Origin of the sequence: Salibaculum halophilum, from assembly GCF_002094885.1 — a bacterium.
Classification (GTDB): domain Bacteria; phylum Pseudomonadota; class Alphaproteobacteria; order Rhodobacterales; family Rhodobacteraceae; genus Salibaculum; species Salibaculum halophilum.
This window is the reverse complement of the sequence record NZ_MSIT01000009.1, coordinates 39272-61376: the sequence shown is the minus strand read 5'-3', so window position 1 is coordinate 61376 and position 22105 is coordinate 39272. Positions and strand designations below refer to the sequence as shown.

Genomic DNA, 22105 nt, shown 5'->3' with positions numbered 1-22105 from the left:
TCAGAGCAGATGGCGGAGCGGTTGTTCCACCCGGTCCGCGACGTCGGTCAGAAGCTGGATCGCGGCCCGCGCGTCCAGCCGGGACGCGGCGCATTCCAGGGTGAGGGTCAGGCCCGTCGCCTTCGGTGTCAGGGTCAGAACCGGGGTGGACTCGCCGCCCATCTCGACGTTGGTCAGCCGGCTGCCGCGCAGATCGCGCAGTATCAGTGCCGGGTCGTCCCCGGTCTCGGCCACGCCCGACAGGGCGCGGTCGGCGGGCAGGGCATAGGTCGTCATCGTGCCGTGCCGTTCGACAGCCACGGGGCCGGGGTCGGGCAGTGACGCGGCCGTCAACCCGGCGAGGATCGCGTCGGCATCCGTGAGGCCATGCGCCGCGGCCGCCCAGGCCGCGAACGCCGGCACGCCATCCTCGGGCACCTCGGCAACAAGGCGCCGGCTGGCCTCGCCCGCCTCGGCCGCGGGGGTGACGGCCGGTAGGCTGCGCAGCGTGTCCAGGTCGCTGACGTGATAGGGCTGCGGATGGCCCGCCTCGGCCAGGCGGGCCAGGTCCAGCCCCTGTTCCAGCGCCAGCCGCCGCGCCTTGGGCGAGGCCAGGATGCGCCCGCCTGTCGGCTGCAGGACCGGTTGTGGCGCGGCCGGTTTCCGGGCTGGTTCGGCCGCCGGCTCCGGCTTTGCCTCTTGTGCGGGCGGCGCCGGGGCCGCGGCCACGGACCGGGCTACGGGATTGTCCGGGGCGGCGTTGCTTATCACGGCCACCGGTCCGCCCACGGGCACCTCTTCGCCCGCCTGAGCCAGCGTCGCGGCCAGGTATCCATCCCGGCCCGCCTCGACCTCCATGGTGCTCTTGTCGGTCTCGACCTCGAAAAGCACGTCCGCCGCCGCGACGGCATCACCCGGCGATTTCAGCCAGCCGACCAGCAGCCCGGTATCCTGGGCCATGCCAAGTTGCGGCATGGTCACCGAATGGCCCTCGGGCAGGGCGTCTGCCGGTACCTCCGCCACCGGGGCCGCGGGGGCAGGGGTGTCATCCTCGGCACTGTCGCTGATCCGGGCGATCACGGCGCCCACGGGCACGTCGTCGCCCTCGGCCGCTGCCACCCCGGTCAGGAAGCCTGCCGCCTGCGCCTCGACTTCCATCGTGGCCTTGTCGGTTTCCACCTCGAAGAGGGCCTCGCCCTTGGCGACCGCATCGCCCGGGGCTTTCAGCCAGGACACGATCTTGCCCGCATCCTGCGCCATGCCCAGTTGCGGCATCGTCACGTCACGCCGCGTGACTGTCTGGTCGTCACGCTGCATGAATGAGTTCCCCGGAGCAAAGCTTGCGCGCGTTTTCGGCCACGCCTTCGGGCGTCGGCACAGTGATGTCCTCCAGCGCGGGCGAGAAGGGCACCGGCACGTCCATTGCGCCCATGCGCAGCACCGGCGCATCCAGGTGATAGAAGGCCTTTTCGTTGAGCCGCGAGGCGATTTCCGAGGTCACGCCATAGCTCTGATGCCCCTCGTCTATGACGATGGCACGGCTGGTCCGTTTGACGCTTTCGACCAGCGCCGCCTCGTCCAGCGGCACGAGGGTGCGCGGGTCGATGACCTCGGCGCTGATGCCCTCGGCCGAGAGCATGTCGGCGGCCGCCTCGGCCACCTGCACCATCGAGGACGTGCCGATCAGCGTGATGTCCGACCCCTCGCGCTTGATATGCGCTTCGCCGAAGGGAATCAGGTAGTCCTCCTCCGGTATCGGCGCCTTGTCCTGGTACATCAGCTTGTCCTCGAAGATGACGACCGGGTTGTTGTCGCGGATCGCCGTCTTCATCAGGCCCTTGGCCTCGTAGGCCGACGAGGGCATCGCCACCTTCAGCCCCGGGATATGCGCCACCAGCGCCTGCAAGCTCTGCGAGTGCTGCGCGGCCGAGCGACGCGTTGCCCCGAGGTTGGTGCGCAGGACCATCGGCACCGTCAGCTTGCCACCCGACATGTAGTGCTGCTTGGCTGCCTGGTTGCACAGCTGATCCATGACCAGGTACAAAAAATCGCCGAACATCAGGTCCACGACGGGCCGCCCGCCGGTCATTGCCGCGCCCACGGCGAGGCCGACAAAGCCCGGCTCGGCGATGGGCGTGTCGATGACACGGCCCGTGCCGAACTCCTCGACCAGGCCGGACAGGACCTTGAAGGGCGTGCCGGCCTCGGCCACGTCCTCGCCCATCAGGAAGACCGTCTCGTCGCGGCGCATTTCCTCTGCGATGGCCTCGTTCACGGCCTGGGACAGTGTGATCTCTCGCATTTCTCTCTCCTCAGTCCGAATGGACATGCATGTCGACCTCGGACACGTCGGGGTACCTGGCAGCCTCGGCATAGGCGACCGCCTCGGTGGCGTCGGTCTCGATCTCGGCGTTCATCGCCTCGATTTCGTCCTCGGTGGCGATGCCCTGTTCGACCAGCCAGCCGCGAAAGCGCACGATCGGGTCGCGATTTTCCTTCCAGTCCTTTTCCTCGTCCTTGGACCGGTAATACTCGCGGTTGATGTCGCCCACGTGGTGGCCGTGGTAGCGGTAGGTTTCCAGCTCCAGAAAGAACGGCCCCTCGCCGCGGCGCGCACGCGCGACCAGGTCCTGCGTCAGCTCGTTGACGGCCAGCACGTCCTGGCCGTCCACCGTGTGGGCCTCGATGCCGAAGGCCTCGGCCCGCGCGGTGATCGACCCGGCGGCGATTTCCTCGGTCTTGGTGTATTCGGAATAGCCGTTGTTCTCGCAGGCATAGATGACGGGCAGGTTCCACAGCGCGGCCATGTTCATGACCTCGTAAAGCAGCCCCTGCGCCGTCGCCCCGTCGCCGAAAAAGCAAACGGTCACGTCGTCGGCCCCCTGCAGTTTCGCGCGCAAAGCCGAGCCCGTGGCGATCCCCATGGAGCCGCCGACGATGGCATTGGCCCCGAGGTTGCCGTGGCTCTGGTCGGCGATATGCATCGACCCGCCCTTGCCCCGGCAATACCCCTCTTCCTTTCCAAGTAGCTCGCAGAACATCTGTTTGAAATTCGCCCCCTTGGCGACGCAATGCCCGTGGCCGCGATGGGTCGAGGTGATGCGGTCGGAATCGGTCAGCGCCTCGCAGATGCCCACGGCCACGCCCTCTTCGCCGGAATACATGTGCGTCAGGCCCGGCATCTTGGCCGAGAGGTAAAGCTGGTTGGCATTGTCCTCGAAGGTGCGGATGCGCACCATCTGGCGATACATGCGCAGGTAGTCCTCGGTATTGGTCTTGGCCTTGGCCATGTTCCGTGTCCTTTGCGGGGCGGCCGTCGGTGGTTCTTCTGGCCGCAAATATCCTCGGGGGGTGTGGGGGGCAGACGGCCCCCCACGTTTGCTGGTGCAACGGGCGGGTCAGTAGCGGTTGGCGATCGGCAGGTCCTCGGCCGGGAACAGGCTGATCACCTCGCAGCCGGTCTCGGTCACCACGACCTCTTCCTCGATCCGGGCGGCGGAATAGCCGTCGGTCGCCGGGCAGTAGGTCTCCAGCGCGAAGACCATGCCGGTCTGGATTTCCATCGGGTGATCGAGTGATACCGCGCGGGAAATGATCGGGCGCTCGTGCAGCGCCAGCCCCAGTCCGTGCCCGAACTGCAACCCGAAGGCCGCGTCCTCGTTCGGAAAGCCAAGGCTTTCGGCGGTGGGCCAGACCTCGGCCACCTTGTCGGTGGTGACACCCGGCCTGATCATCGCGATCGAGGCGTCGATCCATTCGCGCGCCTTGACGTAGGCGTCGTTCTGCGCCGGGGTGGCGCGGCCCACGTTGAACGTGCGGTAATAGCACGTCCGGTAACCCTGGTAGGACTGCAGGATGTCGAAGAAGGCCTGGTCGCCGGGCCGGATCAGCCGGTCGGTGAAGTTGTGCGGATGCGGATTGCAGCGCTCGCCCGAGATCGCGTTGATCGCCTCGACGTCGTCACTGCCCATCTCGTAGAGCATCTTGTTGGACAGCGCGACGATGTCGTTTTCCCGCACGCCCGGTTTCAACTCCTCGTAGATCATGTGGTAGACGCCGTCGACCATGCTGGCCGCCTGGGTCAGCAACTGGATCTCGTCCCAGTTCTTGATCTCGCGCGCCGACAGCATGATCTGCTGGCCGTCGACGACCTTGATGCCCTCTTCCTGAAGCGCGTGGAACATCGCCGTTTCGGCATAGTCCACGCCCACCGGCATGTCGGCCATGCCGGCGTCCTTGATCAGCTCGGCGATCATCTTGGCATACTTGCGCATCAGCCCGAACTCGGGCGGGATCGTGCCGCGCATGCCCACGACCCCGGCCAGGCAGTGGTCGGGTTCCAGCCAGTCGGAATACTTCTGGTGGTGCACCGCGGCCGAGCCGAAGTCCCAGACGTAAGGGCTGTCGTCGCCGGTCAGCAGGCAGAACCGGCACATCTTGTCCCGCTCCCACTCGCCGATCTTGGTGGCGGAGACGTAGCGGATGTTGTTGACGTCGAACAGCAGCAGCGAGCCGGCCTGCGAGGCCTGCAAGCTCTGCCGCGTGCGCGCCAGCCGGTAGCGGCGCAGCCGGTCGTGATCGACCCGGCGCTCGAAATCGACGGACATGTGGCCGGGCGAGGGCAGCTTGGCCTCCCACTGCCAGTTGGGTTTCAGGTCCTGCGGGGTCAGCAGGTTCGGCATCAGGGCATTGCCCGGACGGTCTGACATGACGAACTCCTTGCGGGGCCGTGCCCCGGCGTTGTGGTCTGCGGGTGCGGTTGTGGATAGGCGGGGTTACTTGGTGACCCAGCCCCCGTCGATGTGGATCATCTGGCCGGTCATGTAGTCGCTGTCGTCGCTGGCCAGGAAAGAGGCAGTGCCGGTGATGTCGTCAGGGTAGGAGACGCGCTTGATCACCAGGTTGTTGGCGACAATGTCGTCATAGGCCTGGCCCTCGCGCTCCTTGAAGCCGATATCGACCAGGTCCTTGTCGAGCTGTTCCCACAGCGGGGTGACGACGACGCCCGGCGCGTAGCCGTTCACGGTGATGTTGTGCTCGGCCAGCCCCAGCGCGCCGCATTCGGTCAGCGCCAGGCAGCCGTATTTCGAGGTGCAGTAGACGGTGACGTCGACCAGGGGCTTGCGGCTGGCGATGGAACCGACGTTGATCAGCTTGTAGGGGTGGTCCTCCATGGGGCCCTGGGCGATCATCTGGCGGGCGACCTCCTGCATCCCCAGCCACATCGCCTTGGTGTTGACGTTCATGATCATGTCCCAGTTCTCTTCGTCGATATCCATGAAGAACCGGGGCTTGTTCAGGCCGGCGTTGAACACGCCGACGTTGATCGACCCGAAGGCCTCGACCGTTGCCTTGACGGCGGCGGCGTTATCCTCGCGCTTTGTCACGTCCATCCGGGCGGCGATCGCCTTGCCGTTTCCGGCGGCGTTGATCGTGTCTGCCATCTCCTGCGCGGCGGCGAGGTCGAGGTCGCCGAGACAGACATTGGCGCCCTGGGCGGCGAAGACTTGGGCATTGGCGGCGCCCATGCCGCGGGCGGCGCCGGTGATAAGGATGTTCTTGCCGGTCAGGCGGTTGGGGTCCATGGTTTCCTCCCTTGTGTGACGGACGGGCTGTCGGGGTGTCGCAAAATGTCCTCCGCGCGGGCCTGCACCCGCGCAAGTGCCTCGCGCGGGGCGACGATCCCGCGCAGCATGTCGTGCAATTCGTGCCCGCAGATGCGGATGATGTCCGAGATTTTCGGGATCGGCGGGCGCGGCCAGAACTGCAGCTCGTCGCGCCAGGACATCTGGTCGACCATCTCGAAGACGGGCGAGAGGCGGCGCACCTCGGGGTCGGCCCCGACCGAGTAGCGCGGCGCGGTGCGGCTGCCGTTCTGGGCATAGAGCTTCTGCGCCGCCGGCGAGGTGAAGGCGACCAGCGCCTCGGCGGCATCGGCAACGCGGTCCTCGGCCAGGTTCGAGGGCACGCAGAGCACGTAGCCCCCCACCGGCGCGATCGGCGCGCCCTCGGGCCCGTGCGGATGCGGCAGATAGCCCGTGTTGCCGTGGGCCGGGCAGCTGCTGTCGAGTTCGAAATAGGGGGCCAGCAGGGTATAGCCATAGGCCATGGCGACCTTGCCCTCGGCATAGGGGCGGACGCGTTCGTACCACGACATCGACAGGATGTCGGGCGGCGAGACATCCATCAACTGCATCAGGTAGTCGGCCGCTGCATGCGCGCGGTCGGTATCGAACCGCGGGGCAAAGCCGCCCTCGGCCAGGTTGTCGGCGTCGAACCCGCCGGCGATGGGCGGAATGTCGATGATGGGCTGGCCGAAGGCCGCGCAGGTCATCATGAAGGTATGCCCCAGCGCGGTGCCGCGCGCGGCGTTCCAGGCCACGCCGTAGCGGCCGTGGCGCGGGTCGTGCAGGTGCCGGGCGGCGGCGATCACCGCCTCGGTGGTTGCCGGCGGCTCCAGCCCGGCGGCGGCGAACCAGTCCTTGCGGTAGAACATCAGTTCCGGCGTCGTCTGGCTGGGCACGCCGTAGGGTGTGCCGCCCCAGTGCGCCGCGCGCCAGCCGGCGGTGTGAAAATCGCTGGGGTCGAGGCGGTCGACATCCATGACCTCGGCCAGCGGACGGATGACGCCCCGGCTGACGAACTCGCCCAGCCAGGGCAGATCCACCGCGATCAGGTCATAGCGGCTCTTGGGGCGGGCGGCGTTGCGCAGCGCCTCTTCGCGCAGCCGGTCGATGGAAAAGGCGCGCTGATGGATGCCGGTGCCGACGATCTGTTCGAACTGCCGCTTGAGCGTCTCCATGACCATGAAGGTGGGGTCGCCGTGAACCAGGATGCGCAGCCCGCCGGCCAGCTTGAGCGGCTGCGGCAGGGCGCTGGGCGGCGCGATGGCGGCCAGGCCCGGCTGATAGGAGCGCCCGAAGTAATAGTCGGTGTCCCCGCCGTCGCCGGAGGTCTGAAGCAGCGTGGCCCGGGCCATGCGGTCGACCCGGTCGGCCAGCTGGCTGAAACTGTCCAGCAACTGCGGGCTGGGATGCAGCGAGAAGCTCTTGCCGGTCTTGGTGCGCGGGCGCTGCTCGATCAGCCCAGCGCCGCGCAGATCGGTCAGCTTGCGGGTGCCTGTGGCGTAGGGCACCCCGGCGGCGGCGACCATGGACGAGGGCGAGATCACGCGCCCTTCGAGGTGCCCGCGCAGCAGGTGCAGGATCATGTTGAGATGCGGGTTTGGCGTGTTCGGGTCGATCGCCGTGTCGATCTCGACGCAGAAGTCCTGCAAAAAATGCACGATGCGTTCCAGATCGGGGCCGGCCGCCACGCCGGACAGGCCGTCAGCGGGGGCGACAGCGGATTGTCCGATTTGGATATCTTTAGCGGCAGGCTGGTGCATGGCTCGCGGCGTGTCGGAGGTTGCGGGGGCGCGGGTCGCGTCGTTCATCGGATTGTCCTCAAAATGTTCAATTTGGGCTGGCGCCAGTATGGATAAAAAATCCGTATCGGATACAAGAATATCCGATTTGAACAAAACGGCCGATCACATGTGGCGCAGAATCGCGCCTTATTCGGGGCAGGATTGCGCCGGGTGTCGTCCCGGTCTGGGAGGACAGCCGCGATCCGCGCGATACATCCAATGGGAGGATCCAGGAATGAATAAGACACTGAAAGCCGCGCTCGCCTGTTCGACGGCCATGATCGGCACGTCGGCGCTGGCGCAGGATGACACCTATACCATCGGCATCACTCAGAACAACGTGGGCGTCGACAGCTACCAGACAACCTACGAGCAGGCCTTCATCGCCGCCGCCGAGGCCAACGACAACGTCGAGGTCGTGGTGCTGGACGCCGGCGGCGACGTGGCCCGCCAGATCGCCCAGATGGAAGACCTGATCCAGCAGGAGGTCGATGCCATCATCATCTGGCCGACCAACGGCGAAGCGGTGATCCCGGCCGTGCGCAAGGCAGACCAGGCCGGCATCCCGGTCGTCGTCACCAACTCGAACATCGCGGAGGCCGGTTTCGACTTCGTCGCCTCCTTCTCGGGCCCCGACAACATCACCCAGGGCTCGCGTTCGGCCGAGATCATGTGTGATCGCTTCAAGGAGCTGGGCATCGCTGACGAGGCCCGCGTGGTCGAGATCACCGGCCAGCCCGGTTACACCACCGCGATCGAACGCTCCGACGGTTTCCAGGACCGCCTGCCCGAGGTCTGCCCGAACGTCGAGCTTGTCGAAAGCCAGCCCGGTGACTGGAACCGCGAGAAGTCGCAGCAAGTCATGGAAGCCTTCCTCGTCAAGTACGACGATATCGACGGCGTCTATGCCGGCGACGACAACATGGGCGTGGGCGCGCTGAACGCCGCCAAGGCCGCGGGGCGTGACGGGATCACCTTCGTGGGCGCGACCAACTTTGCCGTGGGCTACGAGGCCATGGGCGAAGGTGATTACTGGGGGTCTATCTACCAGTCGCCGGTTGATGACGCCGAGGCCGCGCTGCGGACCGCGATCGACGTTCTCGATGGTGAGGATGTCCCGTTCCTGAACTACTTCGACACGCCGAAGATCACTCAGGACAACATGGACGAGTTCGACAAGCCGGTGTTCTAGGTCTCTCCCGGAATGCGCGGGGCGGCCTGTCTGCCCCGCGCATTTTGCGTTCCACGACAAGACGGAGAGGGGCGTGTGATGACGCGAGTCTCGGGGCGGTCCTGCATCGTCACTGGCGCGGCACAGGGCATTGGCCGCGCGATCGGAGAGGCGCTCCTGGATGAGGGCGCGAATGTCTGTTTCGCCGACATGAACGCGCACAAGATCGCCGAGGTCGCCGCGCAGAACGCCGCTCGCGCCGCGCGGGCCGGCGCTGACGTGACCCACGCTGTGGTCGATGTCACCGATCGCGATCAGGTTCGCGCGATGATTGCCCACACCGTCGAGGTCTTCGGGCGGCTGGACGTCAAGTTCAACAACGCGGGCGTGAACAAGCCGATGAATTTTCTCGACGTGACCGAGGATAACTGGAATTTCATCATGGGCGTCAACGGGATGGGCTGCATGATCGGCATGCAGGAAGCGGCCCGGCAGATGATCGCCCAGGGCGGCGGCGGCAAGATCGTCAACACCGCCAGCATCGCCAGCCGGCAGGGGTTCGACAACGTCGCGCCCTATTGTGCCAGCAAGTGGGCGGTTGTCGCGCTCACGCAATCGGGGGCACGCGATCTGGCAAAACATGATATCACGGTGACGGGCTTCGCCCCGGGCGTCGTCGCCACCGAGATGTGGGAACAGGTCGACCGCGACCTGATGGAGATCGGCGCCGCCGACCGCCCCGGGCAGGCGATGGAGGAATTTTCGGCAGAGATCCTCAAGGGCCGCGTCGCCCGCCCCGAGGATATCACCGGGACGACGACGTTCCTGGCCTCGAAGGACAGCGACTACATGACCGGGCAGATCGTGATGATCGACGGTGGGATGACCTTGGTGTGACCGGGCCGCGGGCCGCGGCGCACCATCTGGGAGGATGACATGGCGGACTTGACGAAAAAGGGCATCGGCGGCTTCTTGGCCCGGCAGGGCATCCTCGTCGCCTTCGTGCTGTTCATGGTCGGCTTCGCGCTGGCCAATCAGCGATTTATCGCGATCGACAACATCTTCGGGGTGATCCGGTCCTCGGCCATCCTCGGGGTGATGGCGCTGGGCGTGACCTTTGTGGTGATCGGCGGCAACCTCGACCTGTCGGTCGGGTCGATGATGTCGTTCTCGACCATCGTGGTGCTGGATTTGCACGACACGCTGGGCCCGACGCTGGCGATCCCTGCGATGTTCGGGCTGACGCTGGCGCTCGGGGCCTTCATCGGGTTCCTCGTGGGGTATCTGAAACTTAATTCCCTGATCGTGACGCTGGGCATGCTTTCGGCGATCCACGGTCTGACGCTGACATGGTCGGGCGGCCAGAACATGGACATCGCCGACAAGGAGGGCACCTGGTTCGGTCTCTTCGGGCGCGGTGATATCCTCGGCGTCCCCATGCCGATCGTCATCTTCGGAACGCTCGCCCTCGTGCTGAGCCTGGTGCTGTCCAAGACCCCCTTCGGCCGCAAGGTCTACGCCGTCGGTGGTAACGGCCAGGCGGCAACCTTCTCGGGCATTCCGCGGGCGCGGGTGGTGTTCTTCACCTACCTGATCTCGGCCTTCTGCGTGGCCACGGCCGGCCTGCTGCAGGCCAGCCGCAGCCTGGGCAGCCAGAACACCGTGGGCCAGGGCTACGAGCTCGAGGTGCTGGCCATGGTCATCCTCGGCGGCGCGTCGCTTCTGGGCGGGTCGGGCACGATCCTAAAGACGGTGATCGGCGTCCTGATCTTCGGCTTCATCGAGAACGGCCTGCTGCTGATCGGCCTCGAATTCTATGTCCAGGACGTCGTGATCTGGGCGGTCATCATCCTGGCGGTCTGGCTGGACATCGCCGCCAAGCGGGGCCGTCTCTGGTCGCCGATCGCCTGAGGGAGGGACACCATGTTTACGGAAAGACGCAAGGACCTGCTCAAGCAGGGCGCGATCTGGGGCTTCATCGTCCTCGAACTGGCCTTCTTCTCGATCGCGGGAAACTACCTGTCGGTCACTGACACGGCCTTCATGGATTTCGACAACATGCTGCTGCTGCTCAAGCAGTCGGCACCGATCGGGATCATCGCGCTGGGCATGACCATCATCATGATCAACGGCAACATCGACCTGAGCGTCGGCGCGACCTTCGCGCTGGCTGCGATCGTGATGCTGGACAGCATGACTTGGCCCTTCATGCAGGCGCTGGGCGACTGGGCCATCCCGCTGGCCTGGGGCTTCGCGCTGCTGACCGGGGTCGTGCTCGGGGCGATCAACGGCCTGATCGTCTGGAAGACCGGGGTCGATGCCTTCATCGTCACGCTGGGGTCGATGCTGGGCTTTCGCGGGCTGGTGTTCATGTACAACGGCGAACAGCCCACCAGCCACCTGAACTGGACGCTGGTGGATTTCGCCGAGGCGCAGTTCCTGGGGCTGCACACGGCAAGCTGGTTCCTGCTCGCGGTGGCGCTGATCCTCTGGCTGGTCATGACCCGGACGGTGCACGGCCGCAATGCCTATGCCATCGGCAACAACCGCGATGCGGCGGTGAACGCCGGTATCCGGGTCGGGCCGCACTTCCTGCTGAATTTCATGCTGATCGGTTTTCTCGCGGCGCTGTCGGCTGTCGTCTTCTACTCGGAAAGCGGCTCGGTGAACCCCAATGACGGCATGCTCTACGAGCTCTGGGCGATCACCGCCGTGGTCCTGGGCGGCACCAAGCTGGCGGGGGGCTACGGCTCGATCGTCTCGACTCTCGGCGGGGTCATCGCCATCCAGCTGCTGCGCAAGGGGCTGGGCCACATCGGCGCCGACACGGAAACGGTGAACCTCGTGATCGGCCTGATCCTGATCGCGGTGCTGTTCCTGGATCGCCAATTGAACCGCAAGGGCAAGGAGGAGCTCAAGACATGACGGATCAACCCCCTGTTCTGCGCCTGGAAGGGGTGGTCAAGACCTTCCCCGGCGTGCGCGCCCTTGATGGTGTCTCTTTCGACCTGCGCCCCGGCGAGGTTCACGCCCTCATGGGCGAGAACGGTGCCGGAAAGTCGACACTGATGAAGGTCCTGGGCGGCATCTACGACCCCAACGAGGGTCAAATCTGCGTGGCCGAGGAACAGGTCGAGATCACCTCGCCCATGCAGGCCAAGGCCCGCGGCGTGGTTTTCATCCACCAGGAACTGAGCCTCGCGGACGAACTCACAGTGGCCGAAAACATCTGGCTTGGCGAGTTGCCTCTTAAATCCTTCGGCCGGGTGGATTGGGGCAAGCTCTACGCGGATACCGACGCGATCCTCAAGACGCTCAATGTCAGCTTCGATGCGCGCACCCGGGTCGGGGACCTGTCGATCGCCAACCAGCAGATGGTCGAGATCGCCCGCGCGCTGACCGTCGATCCGCGCGCGGTCATCTTCGACGAACCCACGGCCTCGCTGACCGATGCCGAGAAGGTCGTGCTCTTCAAGGTGATTGCGGATCTGCAATCAAGGGGCGTCGGGATCATCTATATCTCGCACCGGATGGAGGAAATCTTCAAGATCACCGACCGGATCAGCGTCCTGCGCGACGGCCAGTATCGCGGCACGCTGAACACCGCCGAAACCGATGAGGAAGCGGTCACGCAGCTGATGATCGGGCGCAAGCTGGACCTGAGCCGCAACGAGAGCCATCACGAGATGGGCGATGTGGCGCTGGAAGTGCGCGGCCTGTCCTGCGGTCATCTGTTCAATGATGTCAGCTTCACCGTCCACCGGGGCGAGGTCGTGGGCTTCTACGGGCTGGTCGGCGCGGGCCGCACCGAGATCGCCGAGACGATCTTCGGCCTGCGCGATCCGTCCGAGGGGCAGATCCTGCTGGGCGGGGAGGAGGTGCGTATCCATTCCCCGATCGAGGCCATTGCGCGGGGAATCTCGCTGGTGCCCGAGGATCGCAAGGGCCAGGGCCTCGTGCTGGGCATGAACTGCCGCGACAACATGACCTTGCCGCAGGTCGACGACCTGACCGCCGGGCCCTTCGTCAGCGACGGGGCCGAGATCTCGATCTTCGACCAGTATCGCGACAAGCTCGACATCCGAACGCCGGGCTGGCGCCAGACCGTCGGCAACCTGTCGGGCGGCAACCAGCAGAAGATTGTCATCGGCAAGTGGCTGTCGATGCGCCCCGAGGTGCTCATCGTCGACGAGCCGACGCGCGGCATCGACGTCGGCTCGAAGTCCGAGATTCACAACCTGATCCGCGACCTTGCCGCGCAGGGCTACGCGGTCATCGTCATCAGTTCGGAAATGCCCGAGGTGCTGCATGTCTCCGACCGGATCGTCGCGATGTTCTCGGGCCGGGTTATGCGCACCTTCACCTCGGACGAGGTCACTGAAGACAGCCTGATCCAGGCGATTTCCGGCCTGCAGGGCGACAAAGTGGCCTGAGATGCGCGTCGGATTCGCGGGACTTGGCCGTATGGGCGCGCATATGGCTGCCAATCTCGTGGCGGCCGGGCATGACGTCACCGTCTGGAACCGCACGCCCGACAAGGCGCGGGCGCTGGCCGACCGGACCGGCTGCTCCGTCGCCGACAGCCCCGCGGCGATGACCGAAGCGGTGGAGGTCGTCGTGACCATGCTGGCCGATGACTCGTCGTCCGAGGCGGTGCACCTCGACGCGGACGGGTTGTTCGCGGGGCGGGGCGCGCGGGTCTTCCTGGAAATGGGCACCATGTCGCCGGATCACATCGCGATGCTGGCTTCGAACGCGCCGGAAGGATGCCAGGTGATCGACGCGCCGGTCTCCGGGGCGACGCAGGCCGCCGAACAGGCGCAACTGCTGATCATGGCCGGTTGCACCGAGGATGAGGCCGCGCCGCTCAGGCTGCTGTTCGACGCCATGGGCCGGGCCACGATCTGCCTTGGCGCCACGGGCGCCGGGGCGGTCATGAAGCTCGCCGTCAACTCGCTGATCCACGGCATCAACCAGACCCTTGCCGAGGCCATGACCCTGGCCGAGGCGGCGGGCATCGCACGCGACGCGGCCTTTGACGTGATCGAGAAGAGCGCCGCCGCCGCGCCGATGCTGAAATACCGTCGGCCGCTCTACCTCGACGAGGCCGCGCATGACGTGACCTTCACCGTGGCACTGGCGCGCAAGGACATGGAAGTCACCGCCGCTCTGGCCGACAGGCTGGGCATCGCCATGCCGCAGGGGCGGGTGACTCTGGACAGACTACTCAGGGCCGAGGCTGAGGGCTATGGCGCCCGCGACATGGCCGCGATCCTGCCATTCACGCGAGGGGACAAGGCATGAAGGCCGCGCTTTTCGTCGGCGGATGGGAAGGCCACACGCCCACCCACTTTGCCGACTGGTACAAAGAGCTTCTGGCGGCGAACGGTTTCGAGGTCGATGTCTACGACACGCTAGCACCGCTGGAATGCCCCGATGACCTGGCCGACCTGGACCTGATCACGCCGATCTGGTCATCGGCCCGGTCGGGCCATCAGATCGAGTTCGGCAACATGACCAAGCCGCAGGAAGACGGATTGCTCAAGCTGATCGGGGACGGCTGCGGGCTGGCCGGCTGGCACGGGCACATGGGTGACGCCTTTCGCGACCGGCCCACATATCACTTCCTGATCGGCGGGCAGTTCGTGGCGCACCCGCCGGGCTGGCCGGACAACCTCCAGCCCAGGGAAGACTACATCGACTACGATGTGACCATCTGCCAGCCTGACCATCCGCTGGTCGCGGGTATCGGCAGTTTTCGCATTAAGTCCGAGCAGTACTACATGCTCACGGATCCCTCGAACAACGTGCTGGCCACGACTACCTTTTCCGGCGACCATCTTTGGTGGATCGAGGGCACGGTCATCCCAGTCACCTGGACCCGCCGGTGGGACAAGGGTCGGGTGTTCTATTGCTCCATCGGGCACGAACTGGACGATCTGAAGGTTCCGCAGGTGACCGAGATGATCCGACGCGGCGCCATATGGGCCGCCGAGGGCAAGCAGGCGGCGGGCTGACAGCGCGGCGGCACGGCGCTAGGTTGCCGCTCCGAAGGGAGCCGTCGATCGTGGACGCCGACACGCTGAAATCCCGTATCCGGTCCTGTTCGCTTTGCGCCGAGGATTTTGCGGCCACGAAAACTGCCCATGCCCCGCGCCCGGTGGCCTGGTTCCGGCCCGGTGCCCGTCTGCTGATCGCGGGGCAGGCGCCGGGGATGCGCGTGCATGAAAGCGGGGTGCCATTCGACGATCGGTCGGGCGATCGGCTGCGCGACTGGCTGGGCCTGAGCCGCGCGGAGTTCTACGACACCGACAGGGTGGCGATCGTGCCCATGGCCTTCTGCTTTCCGGGGTATGATGCGCGCGGCAGCGACCGGCCGCCGCCGCGGCGCTGCGCGGAAACCTGGCGCGCGGCGGTCCTCGCGCACCTGCCTGATATCAGGACGACCGTTGTGATTGGCGGCCACGCCCAGCGCTGGCACCTCGGCCCGCAGGCCGCGCGGGCGGGGGTGGTCGAGACCCTGCGCAACTGGCGCGCCCATGCGCCGGGCACCTTCGTCCTGCCGCATCCGTCGTGGCGCAACACCGCCGTGCTGCGCCGCCACCCCTGGATCGAGGCGGAGATCCTGCCGGCGCTGCGCCAGCGGGTCCGGGAGATCCTCTAGCGCTTGCGGTCGCGGCGGCTGGACATGGGCTGGAAGGCGACGCCGACATGGGCCTCGCAATAGGGTTTGCCCTGCTGCACCGGCAGGCCGCAGAAATAGAAATCCTCGGTCGCCGGGTCGCCGATGGGCCACTTGCAGGTCCGTTCGGTCAACTCCATCAGGCTGAGCTTCTTGGCGGTCTTCTCGACCTCGCTCACCTTCGCCAGCGCCTCGGGGTCGATCTCGTTGGCGCTGGGCTGGGGTGGCAGCGGCTGGCCCGCAGGGATGATGGCCCGACGCGCGGCGGTGCGCGGCGCCTCTTCTGCGGCCTCTTCGTGATCCTCCGCGTCCGGCTCGGGCGCTGCGGGGGCCGGGCTTTCGGCCTCCGGCTCGGGCCGGGCCTCGGGCTGGGCGGTCGGCTTGGCGGCCGGGGCCGGTTTCGCCGGGGCCTCGGGCGCCGGCGCCGCGGCTGTCGCTGCGGGCGCCCCGGCCGTACCGGCCCGATTCGACAACCCCAGCCGGTGCACCTTGCCGATCACGGCGTTGCGGGTCACGCCGCCCAGCTCCTTGGCGATCTGGCTGGCCGACTGGCCTTCGGTCCACATCTTCTTCAACGTCTCGACGCGCTCGTCGCTCCAGGACATCTGCTTCCAATCCGCTCGGTCTGGCCCCGGGCGCCGCTCGGGCACCGCGCAGGGGGTTGTATCTCGGGTCAGCATCCTATTCTAAGCACACGCACTGCAGATACAAGCGGATCGCGGGCAAAAGGACGGGCGGATGACCGATAATCCGGAAATGGGCGTGCGCCGATTCGGCGCGGTGAACTGGCTTGGCACCTGGACGCTGGCCCGGCGCGAGGTGCAGCGTTTCATCAATGTCTGGACCCAGACGGTGATGGCGCCGCTGATCAACGCGGCGCTTCTGCTGCTGATCTTCACCATCGCGATCGGCAGCCGCCGGGGCGATGTCATGGGCGTTCCCTTCCTGGAATTCATCGCGCCGGGCATCCTGACCATGACGGTGATCCAGAACGCCTTTGCGAATACCTCCTCCTCGATCGCCTCCGCCAAGGTGCAGGGCAATATCGTCGATACGCTGATGCCCCCCTTGTCGCCGGCCGAACTGCTCGTGGGGTACCTGGCCGGGGCCGTCGCGCGCGGGCTTCTCGTGGCGCTGGTCATTGCCATCGGGGCCTGGCTGTTCCTGGATGTTGCCTGGCCGCACCCGCTGTGGTCGCTGACCTTCGTGGTCGCGGGGTCGGTCGTCCTCGGCGGGCTGGGCATGATCGGTGGCATCTATGCCAACAAGTTCGATCAACTCGCTGCCCTGACGAATTTCGTCATCACGCCGCTGGCCTTCCTGTCGGGCACCTTCTACTCGATAGAGGCGCTGCCGCCGCCGGTGCAGATGATCAGCCACCTCAACCCGTTCTTCTACATGATCGACGGGGTGCGCTACGGGGCCATCGGCGTGTCCGACAGTTCGCCCTGGCTGGGGCTGGCGATGGTGCTGGGCGCGGCCGCCGTGATCCTCGGGCTGGTCTGGACGTGGCTCAAACGGGGCTACCGGCTCAAGGCCTGAGGCGGGGGCGCCCCGCGTCACGCCGTTGAAAAGGGGTTCCCAAACCGGGCCGATTAACCTAAACGCCAACGCATGAACTGCGCGATGCCCACCGCCGACACCCGCCGCCGACGCTGACACTGCGTCCGCGCCGCCATGTTTGCGCAGCTTTTCCCGACGACGTCCCGCCCGACAGATTGACACGGCCCGTCGTGTCGGCATCACTCGGGCTTTCCAAGCAAGGACCATCAGGATGATCCCCACCGTTCTCCCCACCTACACGCGTGCGCCGCTTAGCTTCGTGGCGGGCGACGGCAGCTGGCTGACGGAGCAGGACGGGCGACGCTTCCTCGATTTCGGCGCGGGGATCGCGGTGAACGCGCTGGGCCATGCCCACCCGGACCTGGTGCAGGCCCTGACCGACCAGGCCGGCAAGCTCTGGCATGTCTCGAACCTCTACCAGATCGAACCGCAACAGCGGCTGGCGGATCTACTGGTCGAGGCGACCTTCGCCGACACGGCCTTCTTTACCAATTCGGGCACCGAGGCCTGCGAACTGGCCGTCAAGATGGCCCGCAAATACTGGCACGACCGCGGCGCGGACCGCCCCACGATCCTCACCTTCGAGGGCGCGTTCCACGGCCGCTCCAGCGCCGGGATCGCCGCTGCCGGATCCGAGAAGATGACCAAGGGGTTCGGCCCGCTCCTGCCCGGGTTCCGCAGCCTGCCCTGGGGCGACCATGACGCGCTCCGGGCCGCCGCCGCGCAGCCCGATGTCGGCGCCATCCTGATTGAGCCGGTGCAGGGCGAGGGCGGCATCCGTCCGTTGCCCGACCCCTGCCTGCAGGGCCTGCGCGAACTCTGCGACGCCCACGGCCTGCTACTGATCCTCGACGAGGTGCAATGCGGCATGGGGCGCACCGGCAAGCTCTTCGCGCATGACTGGGCCGGGGTGGCGCCGGATATCATGATGGTGGCCAAGGGCATCGGCGGGGGCTTTCCCCTGGGCGCGGTGCTGGCCAGCGAAACGGCCGCACAGCCCATGACGGCGGGCACGCACGGCTCCACCTACGGCGGCAACCCGCTGGCCTGTGCCGTCGGCTGCACGGTCATGGAAATCGTGGCCGACCCCGCCTTCCTGGCCGAGGTGCGCCGCAAGGCCGCCCGGTTGCGCCAGGGTCTCGAGGGGCTGGTCGCCGGCCACCCCGAGGTTTTCGAGGCGGTGCGCGGCACCGGCCTGATGCTGGGCCTGAAATGCAAGGCCGCCAACACCGAGGTGTTGCAGGCGGGTCACGCACAGCAGATCCTGACCGTGCCGGCCGCCGATAATGTCGTGCGCCTGGTGCCGCCGCTCAACCTGACCGACGACGACATGACCGAGGCGCTCGCCCGTCTGGATGCGGCGGCAACGGGCCTGCACGCCTGATGTCTTCTGGCCCCAAATATCCCGGGGGGTCCGGGGGGCTGGCCCCCCGGTGCGACCGGCCCAAAGCGAGACTGACATGACCCATTTCCTCGATATAGACAAAACCAGCCCAACCGAGCTGCGTCAGATCATCGACACGGCCGCGGCGATGAAATCGGCGCGCAACGGCCGCCCCCGCGGCAGCCCCGACGACGCCATGCCGCTGGCCGGGCACATGGTGGCGCTGATCTTCGAGAAACCCTCGACCCGCACGCGCATCTCCTTCGACGTGGGCGTGCGCCAGATGGGTGGGCAGACCATGGTGCTGTCGGGCTCCGACATGCAGCTGGGCCACGGCGAGACCATCGCCGACACCGCCCGCGTCCTGTCGCGCTATGTCGATCTGATCATGATACGCACCTTCGAGGAGCAGACCCTGCTGGAAATGGCCGAACACGCCGACGTGCCGGTCATCAACGGGCTGACCGACCGCAGCCACCCCTGCCAGATCATGGCCGACATCCTCACCTACGAGGAACACCGCGGCCCCATCGCGGGCCGCAAGGTCGTCTGGTCGGGCGACGGAAACAACGTCTGCGCCAGCTTCATCCACGCCGCCGGGCAGTTCGGCTTCGACCTGACCTTCACCGGCCCCGAACCGCTCGACCCAGACCAGGCCGTCGTCGACGAGGCCCGCGCCCGGGGCGCGCGGGTCGAGATCGAGCGCGACCCGCACCGCGCGGTCGCCGGGGCCGACCTCGTTGTCACCGACACCTGGGTCAGCATGCACGACCCCCAGTCGGCCCGCGAACGCCGCCACAACCAGCTGCGCGGCTACCAGGTCAACGCCGCGCTGATGGCGCGGGCCAAGGCGGATGCGCTCTTCATGCACTGCCTGCCTGCACACCGCGACGACGAGGCCACTTCCGAGGTCATGGACGGCCCGCACTCGGTGATCTGGGACGAGGCCGAGAACCGCCTGCACGCGCAGAAGGCGATCCTTCGGCACTGCCTGGGCGTCTGAGCGGGGCGGCGCGGCGTCCCATCCGCGGCCGCAATCGGCCTGCGCCGATCGCTTTCCCGCGGTCGGCGAAACTGCGTTTCACCTAGGACGAGGCCGAAAACCGCCTGCACGCGCAGAAGGCGATCCTTCGGCACTGCCTGGGCGTCTGAGCGCAGCGGCAGGGCGTCCCATCCACGGCCGCAATCGGCCTGCGCCGATCACTTTCCCGCGGTCGGCGAAACTGCGTTTCACCGGGGACGAGGCCGAGACCCGGCTGCGCGCGCAAAGGGCGATCCTTCACCACTGCCTCTGCGTCTGAGCGGGGCGGCGCGGCGTCCCCTCCGCCGCACCCGGCCTGCGCCCCGCGCATCGCACTGCTCCCGCCCAGGCGTCTTCGGGTGTCAAATACCGCGGGGGAGTCCGCGCCCCGGCGCGGATGGGGCCTGCCGCCCGCTAGCCCCGCCGCTTGGTGCGCAGGGTGGGGTCGGCGCGCGTCGGGTCCTCGGGCCATGGGTGCTTGGGGTATTGCCCGCGCATGTCCTTGCGCACCTCCATGTAGGACTCGGCCCAGAACCCGGGCAGGTCCATCGTCGTCTGAACCGGCCGCCCCGCCGGCGAGAGCAACGTCACCCGCAGCGGCCGGCCGGCCACCTGCGGATGCGTCGTCTGGCCGAACATCTCCTGCAGGCGCAGGGTGATCTCGGGGGCCGCGCCGCCGTAGTCGATCGGCACCTTGCGGCCCAGCGGCGTGGTGAACGTCGCGGGCACCGCGCGGTCCAGCCGGGCGCGCTGGGGCCAGTCCAGCATCGCCTCAAGCGCGGACAGCTTGTCGAAACCCTTCCAGTCCTCCGCCGTGCGCAGGCCCGCCAGAAAGGGCAGCGCCCAGTCTTCCAACCCGTCGAGCAGGGCCGCGTCGCCCATGTCGGGCAGGTCGCCGTCCCGCGCGCGCAGCAGCGCGACCCGCGCGCGGAACCGGTCCGCGGCGGGCGACAGCTGCAGGCCGATCTCGCGGATGCCCGCCAGCATGGCGCGGGCCACCGCCTCGGGCGGGGCGTCGGGCCAGCGCCGGTCGTCCAGCACCAGCGCGCCGAACCGTTCCTGCTGGCGGGTGATCACCCGCCCCGAGCGGCGCGACCAGGCGCAGTGGTCCTGCCAGGCGATGCGGCCCCCATGCACTTCGCGCAGCTCGCCCTCGGTCAGCGGCAGGGCGGCGCGGATGCGGGCCTCGCGCGGGTTGCCGTCGGTGTCGGTGACGACCAGCAGGCGCTGCCCGGCCAGCGGGTCGGCCGCGTCCAGCACCGCGCCCTTGCCGCCCGAGAGGACATAGCGCGGGGCCTCGCCCGCGCGGCGCAGGCCCACCCGGTCGGGATAGGCGAGTGCGGCCATCTGCGCGGGGGTGAAGGTATCCGTCGAACGCGGCGCCCCCTTGGCCAGCCGCTTGGCCTCGGCGCGCACCCGGTCGCGGGCGGCGGGGATCACCTCGCCCGGCCCGTCATGGTGGCCCCTCAGCGCCGCCAGCCGCAGGGTCAGGTCTGCCGGCGCGCCGCGCAGGATGTCGCGCTCGGCCAGCAGGGCGGCCAGCGGCGCGGCGTCGCGCCCTGCCACCTGCAGCATGTGCCCCAGCCGGGGATGCAGCGGCAGGCGGGCCAGGGCGCGACCATGCGGCGTAATCCTGTCGGCCCGGTCCAGCGCGCCCAGGTCGCGCAGCAGCGCGCGTGCCGCCTCGAGCGCGCGCGGCGGCGGCGGTGTCAGGAAGGGCAGGTCGGCACTGCCCCACAGTGCCAGTTCCAGCGCCAGCCCGGTCAGGTCGGCCACCTCGATCTCGGGCGGGGCGAAGGCGGGCAGGGCGCCGTCGGCCCCGCGTGTCCACAGCCTGTAGCACACTCCTTCGGCGACCCGGCCGGCGCGGCCCGCGCGTTGCGTGGCCTCGGCGCGGCTGACCGGCTCCGTCACCAGCCGCGACATCCCCGATCCGGGATCGAAGCGCGCCCGCCGCGCCCGGCCCGCATCCACGACCACACGGATATCCGAAATGGTCAGCGAGGTTTCGGCGATCGACGTGGCCAGCACCACCTTGCGCCCCTGGTCCGCCGGCGCGATCGCCGCGCGCTGCTCGGCAAAGGGCAGGGCGCCGAAAAGCGGCCGGACATGGCAGTCGTCTGGCAGTGACAGCTTTGCCATGGTGCGCCGGATCTCGCCCTCGCCGGGCAGGAAGGCCAGCACGCCGCCCGTCGTCTCGGCCACGGCCCGTTCGATCAGCCGCGCGGTGGCCGCCTCCAGCCGCGTGGCCTTGGGCACGGGCGTATCGAGAAACCGGGTCTCCACCGGATAGCTGCGCCCCTGCGCGGTGATGACCGGCGCGTCGTCCATCAACGCGGCCACCGGCACGGCGTCCAGCGTTGCCGACATGGCCAGCACCTGCAGGTCCGGGCGCAGCGCCGCGCGCGCCTCCAGCACCAGCGCCAACCCGAGGTCGGCATTGAGCGAGCGTTCGTGAAACTCGTCGAAGATCACTGCCCCGATACCGGGCAATTCCGGGTCGGATTGCAGCATGCGAGTCAGGATGCCCTCTGTCACGACCTCGACCCGCGCCCCCGGCACGTTGGCCCCACGCATCCTGTAGCCCACGCGGCCGCCCGGCGCCTCGCCCAGCCCCTCGGCCAGCCGTTCGGCGGCGGCGCGCGTGGCCAGCCGGCGCGGCTCCAGCATGACGATGCGGCCCTGGGTCAGCCCGGCCTCCAGCATGGCCAGCGGCACGCGGGTGGTCTTGCCCGCGCCGGGCGGGGCCTGCAGCACAGCGCGGCCCTGCGCGCGCAGGGCCTCGATCAGCTCGGGCAGGCAGTCGTCGATGGGCAGGCGGTGCATCGCTCCCTTGCAGCCCGCCCGGCGCCGAAGGTCAAGACCGCGCGTTTCGGGGCCTCTGGACAGTCGCGCTA

19 protein-coding genes are annotated in these 22105 nt (G+C 67.8%); 11 read left to right on the top strand and 8 right to left on the bottom strand.

All coding sequences use genetic code 11. The annotated features are described in order from the left end of the window. The 6 genes from BU124_RS07995 to BU124_RS07970 all read right to left on the bottom strand — a co-directional run bounded on the left by BU124_RS07995 (position 1) and on the right by BU124_RS07970 (position 7414). A complete protein-coding gene (locus BU124_RS07995; protein WP_084862470.1) occupies positions 1-1296 on the bottom strand; it encodes a biotin/lipoyl-containing protein in 1296 nt (431 codons plus the stop codon). Then, positions 1286-2281 (bottom strand): alpha-ketoacid dehydrogenase subunit beta, encoded by a 996-nt coding sequence (locus tag BU124_RS07990; RefSeq protein WP_084862468.1) that lies wholly within the window; start codon positions 2279-2281, stop codon positions 1286-1288. The genes BU124_RS07995 and BU124_RS07990 overlap by 11 nt, the downstream gene beginning before the upstream one ends. 10 nt (positions 2282-2291) lie before the next feature. Then, positions 2292-3269, bottom strand: a complete 978-nt coding sequence (locus BU124_RS07985) for a thiamine pyrophosphate-dependent dehydrogenase E1 component subunit alpha (protein ID WP_084862466.1) — start codon at positions 3267-3269, stop codon at positions 2292-2294. A gap of 108 nt (positions 3270-3377) precedes the next feature. Then, positions 3378-4688, bottom strand: a complete 1311-nt coding sequence (locus BU124_RS07980) for a M24 family metallopeptidase (RefSeq protein WP_084862463.1) — start codon at positions 4686-4688, stop codon at positions 3378-3380. A 66-nt stretch (positions 4689-4754) separates the two neighbouring features. Next, a complete protein-coding gene (locus BU124_RS07975; RefSeq protein ID WP_084862461.1) occupies positions 4755-5564 on the bottom strand; it encodes an SDR family NAD(P)-dependent oxidoreductase in 810 nt (269 codons plus the stop codon). Continuing rightward, on the bottom strand, positions 5546-7414 hold the full coding sequence (locus BU124_RS07970; protein WP_245831644.1) for an ABC transporter substrate-binding protein: 1869 nt from the start codon (positions 7412-7414) through the stop codon (positions 5546-5548). Before BU124_RS07970 ends, BU124_RS07975 begins: the two co-directional genes overlap by 19 nt. 208 nt (positions 7415-7622) lie before the next feature. On the opposite strand from BU124_RS07970, the gene BU124_RS07965 reads away from it, so the two are divergent. From BU124_RS07965 to BU124_RS07930, 8 genes are all read left to right on the top strand, one after another. Further along, complete coding sequence (locus BU124_RS07965; protein WP_084862459.1) at positions 7623-8579, top strand: sugar ABC transporter substrate-binding protein; 957 nt, start codon at positions 7623-7625, stop codon at positions 8577-8579. 78 nt (positions 8580-8657) lie between these two features. Next, positions 8658-9455 (top strand): SDR family oxidoreductase, encoded by a 798-nt coding sequence (locus BU124_RS07960; protein WP_084862457.1) that lies wholly within the window; start codon positions 8658-8660, stop codon positions 9453-9455. A 39-nt stretch (positions 9456-9494) separates the two neighbouring features. Continuing rightward, on the top strand, positions 9495-10469 hold the full coding sequence (locus tag BU124_RS07955; RefSeq protein ID WP_084862455.1) for an ABC transporter permease: 975 nt from the start codon (positions 9495-9497) through the stop codon (positions 10467-10469). Between the two features lie 12 nt (positions 10470-10481). Further along, entirely contained in the window at positions 10482-11483 is a 1002-nt protein-coding gene (locus BU124_RS07950) for an ABC transporter permease (protein ID WP_084862452.1), read from the top strand. After that, positions 11480-12991: a sugar ABC transporter ATP-binding protein gene (locus BU124_RS07945; RefSeq protein WP_084862449.1), complete on the top strand. Its 1512-nt coding sequence runs from the start codon at positions 11480-11482 to the stop codon at positions 12989-12991. The genes BU124_RS07950 and BU124_RS07945 overlap by 4 nt, the downstream gene beginning before the upstream one ends. A 1-nt stretch (position 12992) precedes the next feature. Next, the gene (locus BU124_RS07940) at positions 12993-13862 is read left to right on the top strand and encodes an NAD(P)-dependent oxidoreductase (RefSeq protein ID WP_084862447.1); all 870 of its coding nucleotides are present in this window, start codon (positions 12993-12995) and stop codon (positions 13860-13862) included. Then, on the top strand, positions 13859-14575 hold the full coding sequence (locus BU124_RS07935) for a ThuA domain-containing protein (RefSeq protein WP_084862444.1): 717 nt from the start codon (positions 13859-13861) through the stop codon (positions 14573-14575). Before BU124_RS07940 ends, BU124_RS07935 begins: the two co-directional genes overlap by 4 nt. A gap of 47 nt (positions 14576-14622) precedes the next feature. Beyond that, entirely contained in the window at positions 14623-15222 is a 600-nt protein-coding gene (locus BU124_RS07930; protein WP_245831648.1) for a uracil-DNA glycosylase family protein, read from the top strand. Here the strand turns inward: BU124_RS07930 and BU124_RS07925 are convergent. Continuing rightward, positions 15219-15845 (bottom strand): GcrA family cell cycle regulator, encoded by a 627-nt coding sequence (locus BU124_RS07925; RefSeq protein WP_084862438.1) that lies wholly within the window; start codon positions 15843-15845, stop codon positions 15219-15221. The two genes, BU124_RS07930 and BU124_RS07925, sit on opposite strands and share 4 nt — an antisense overlap. Positions 15846-15978: 133 nt before the next feature. On the opposite strand from BU124_RS07925, the gene BU124_RS07920 reads away from it, so the two are divergent. The 3 genes from BU124_RS07920 to argF all read left to right on the top strand — a co-directional run bounded on the left by BU124_RS07920 (position 15979) and on the right by argF (position 19190). After that, complete coding sequence (locus tag BU124_RS07920) at positions 15979-16782, top strand: ABC transporter permease (protein ID WP_084862435.1); 804 nt, start codon at positions 15979-15981, stop codon at positions 16780-16782. Between the two features lie 232 nt (positions 16783-17014). Next, entirely contained in the window at positions 17015-18187 is a 1173-nt protein-coding gene (locus tag BU124_RS07915; protein WP_084862432.1) for an aspartate aminotransferase family protein, read from the top strand. 76 nt (positions 18188-18263) lie between these two features. Next, entirely contained in the window at positions 18264-19190 is a 927-nt protein-coding gene (gene argF, locus BU124_RS07910; protein ID WP_084862429.1) for an ornithine carbamoyltransferase, read from the top strand. 432 nt (positions 19191-19622) lie between these two features. Here the strand turns inward: argF and hrpB are convergent, their stop codons facing one another. Next, complete coding sequence (hrpB, locus tag BU124_RS07905; RefSeq protein ID WP_084862426.1) at positions 19623-22034, bottom strand: ATP-dependent helicase HrpB; 2412 nt, start codon at positions 22032-22034, stop codon at positions 19623-19625. Between the last annotated feature and the right edge of the window lie 71 nt (positions 22035-22105).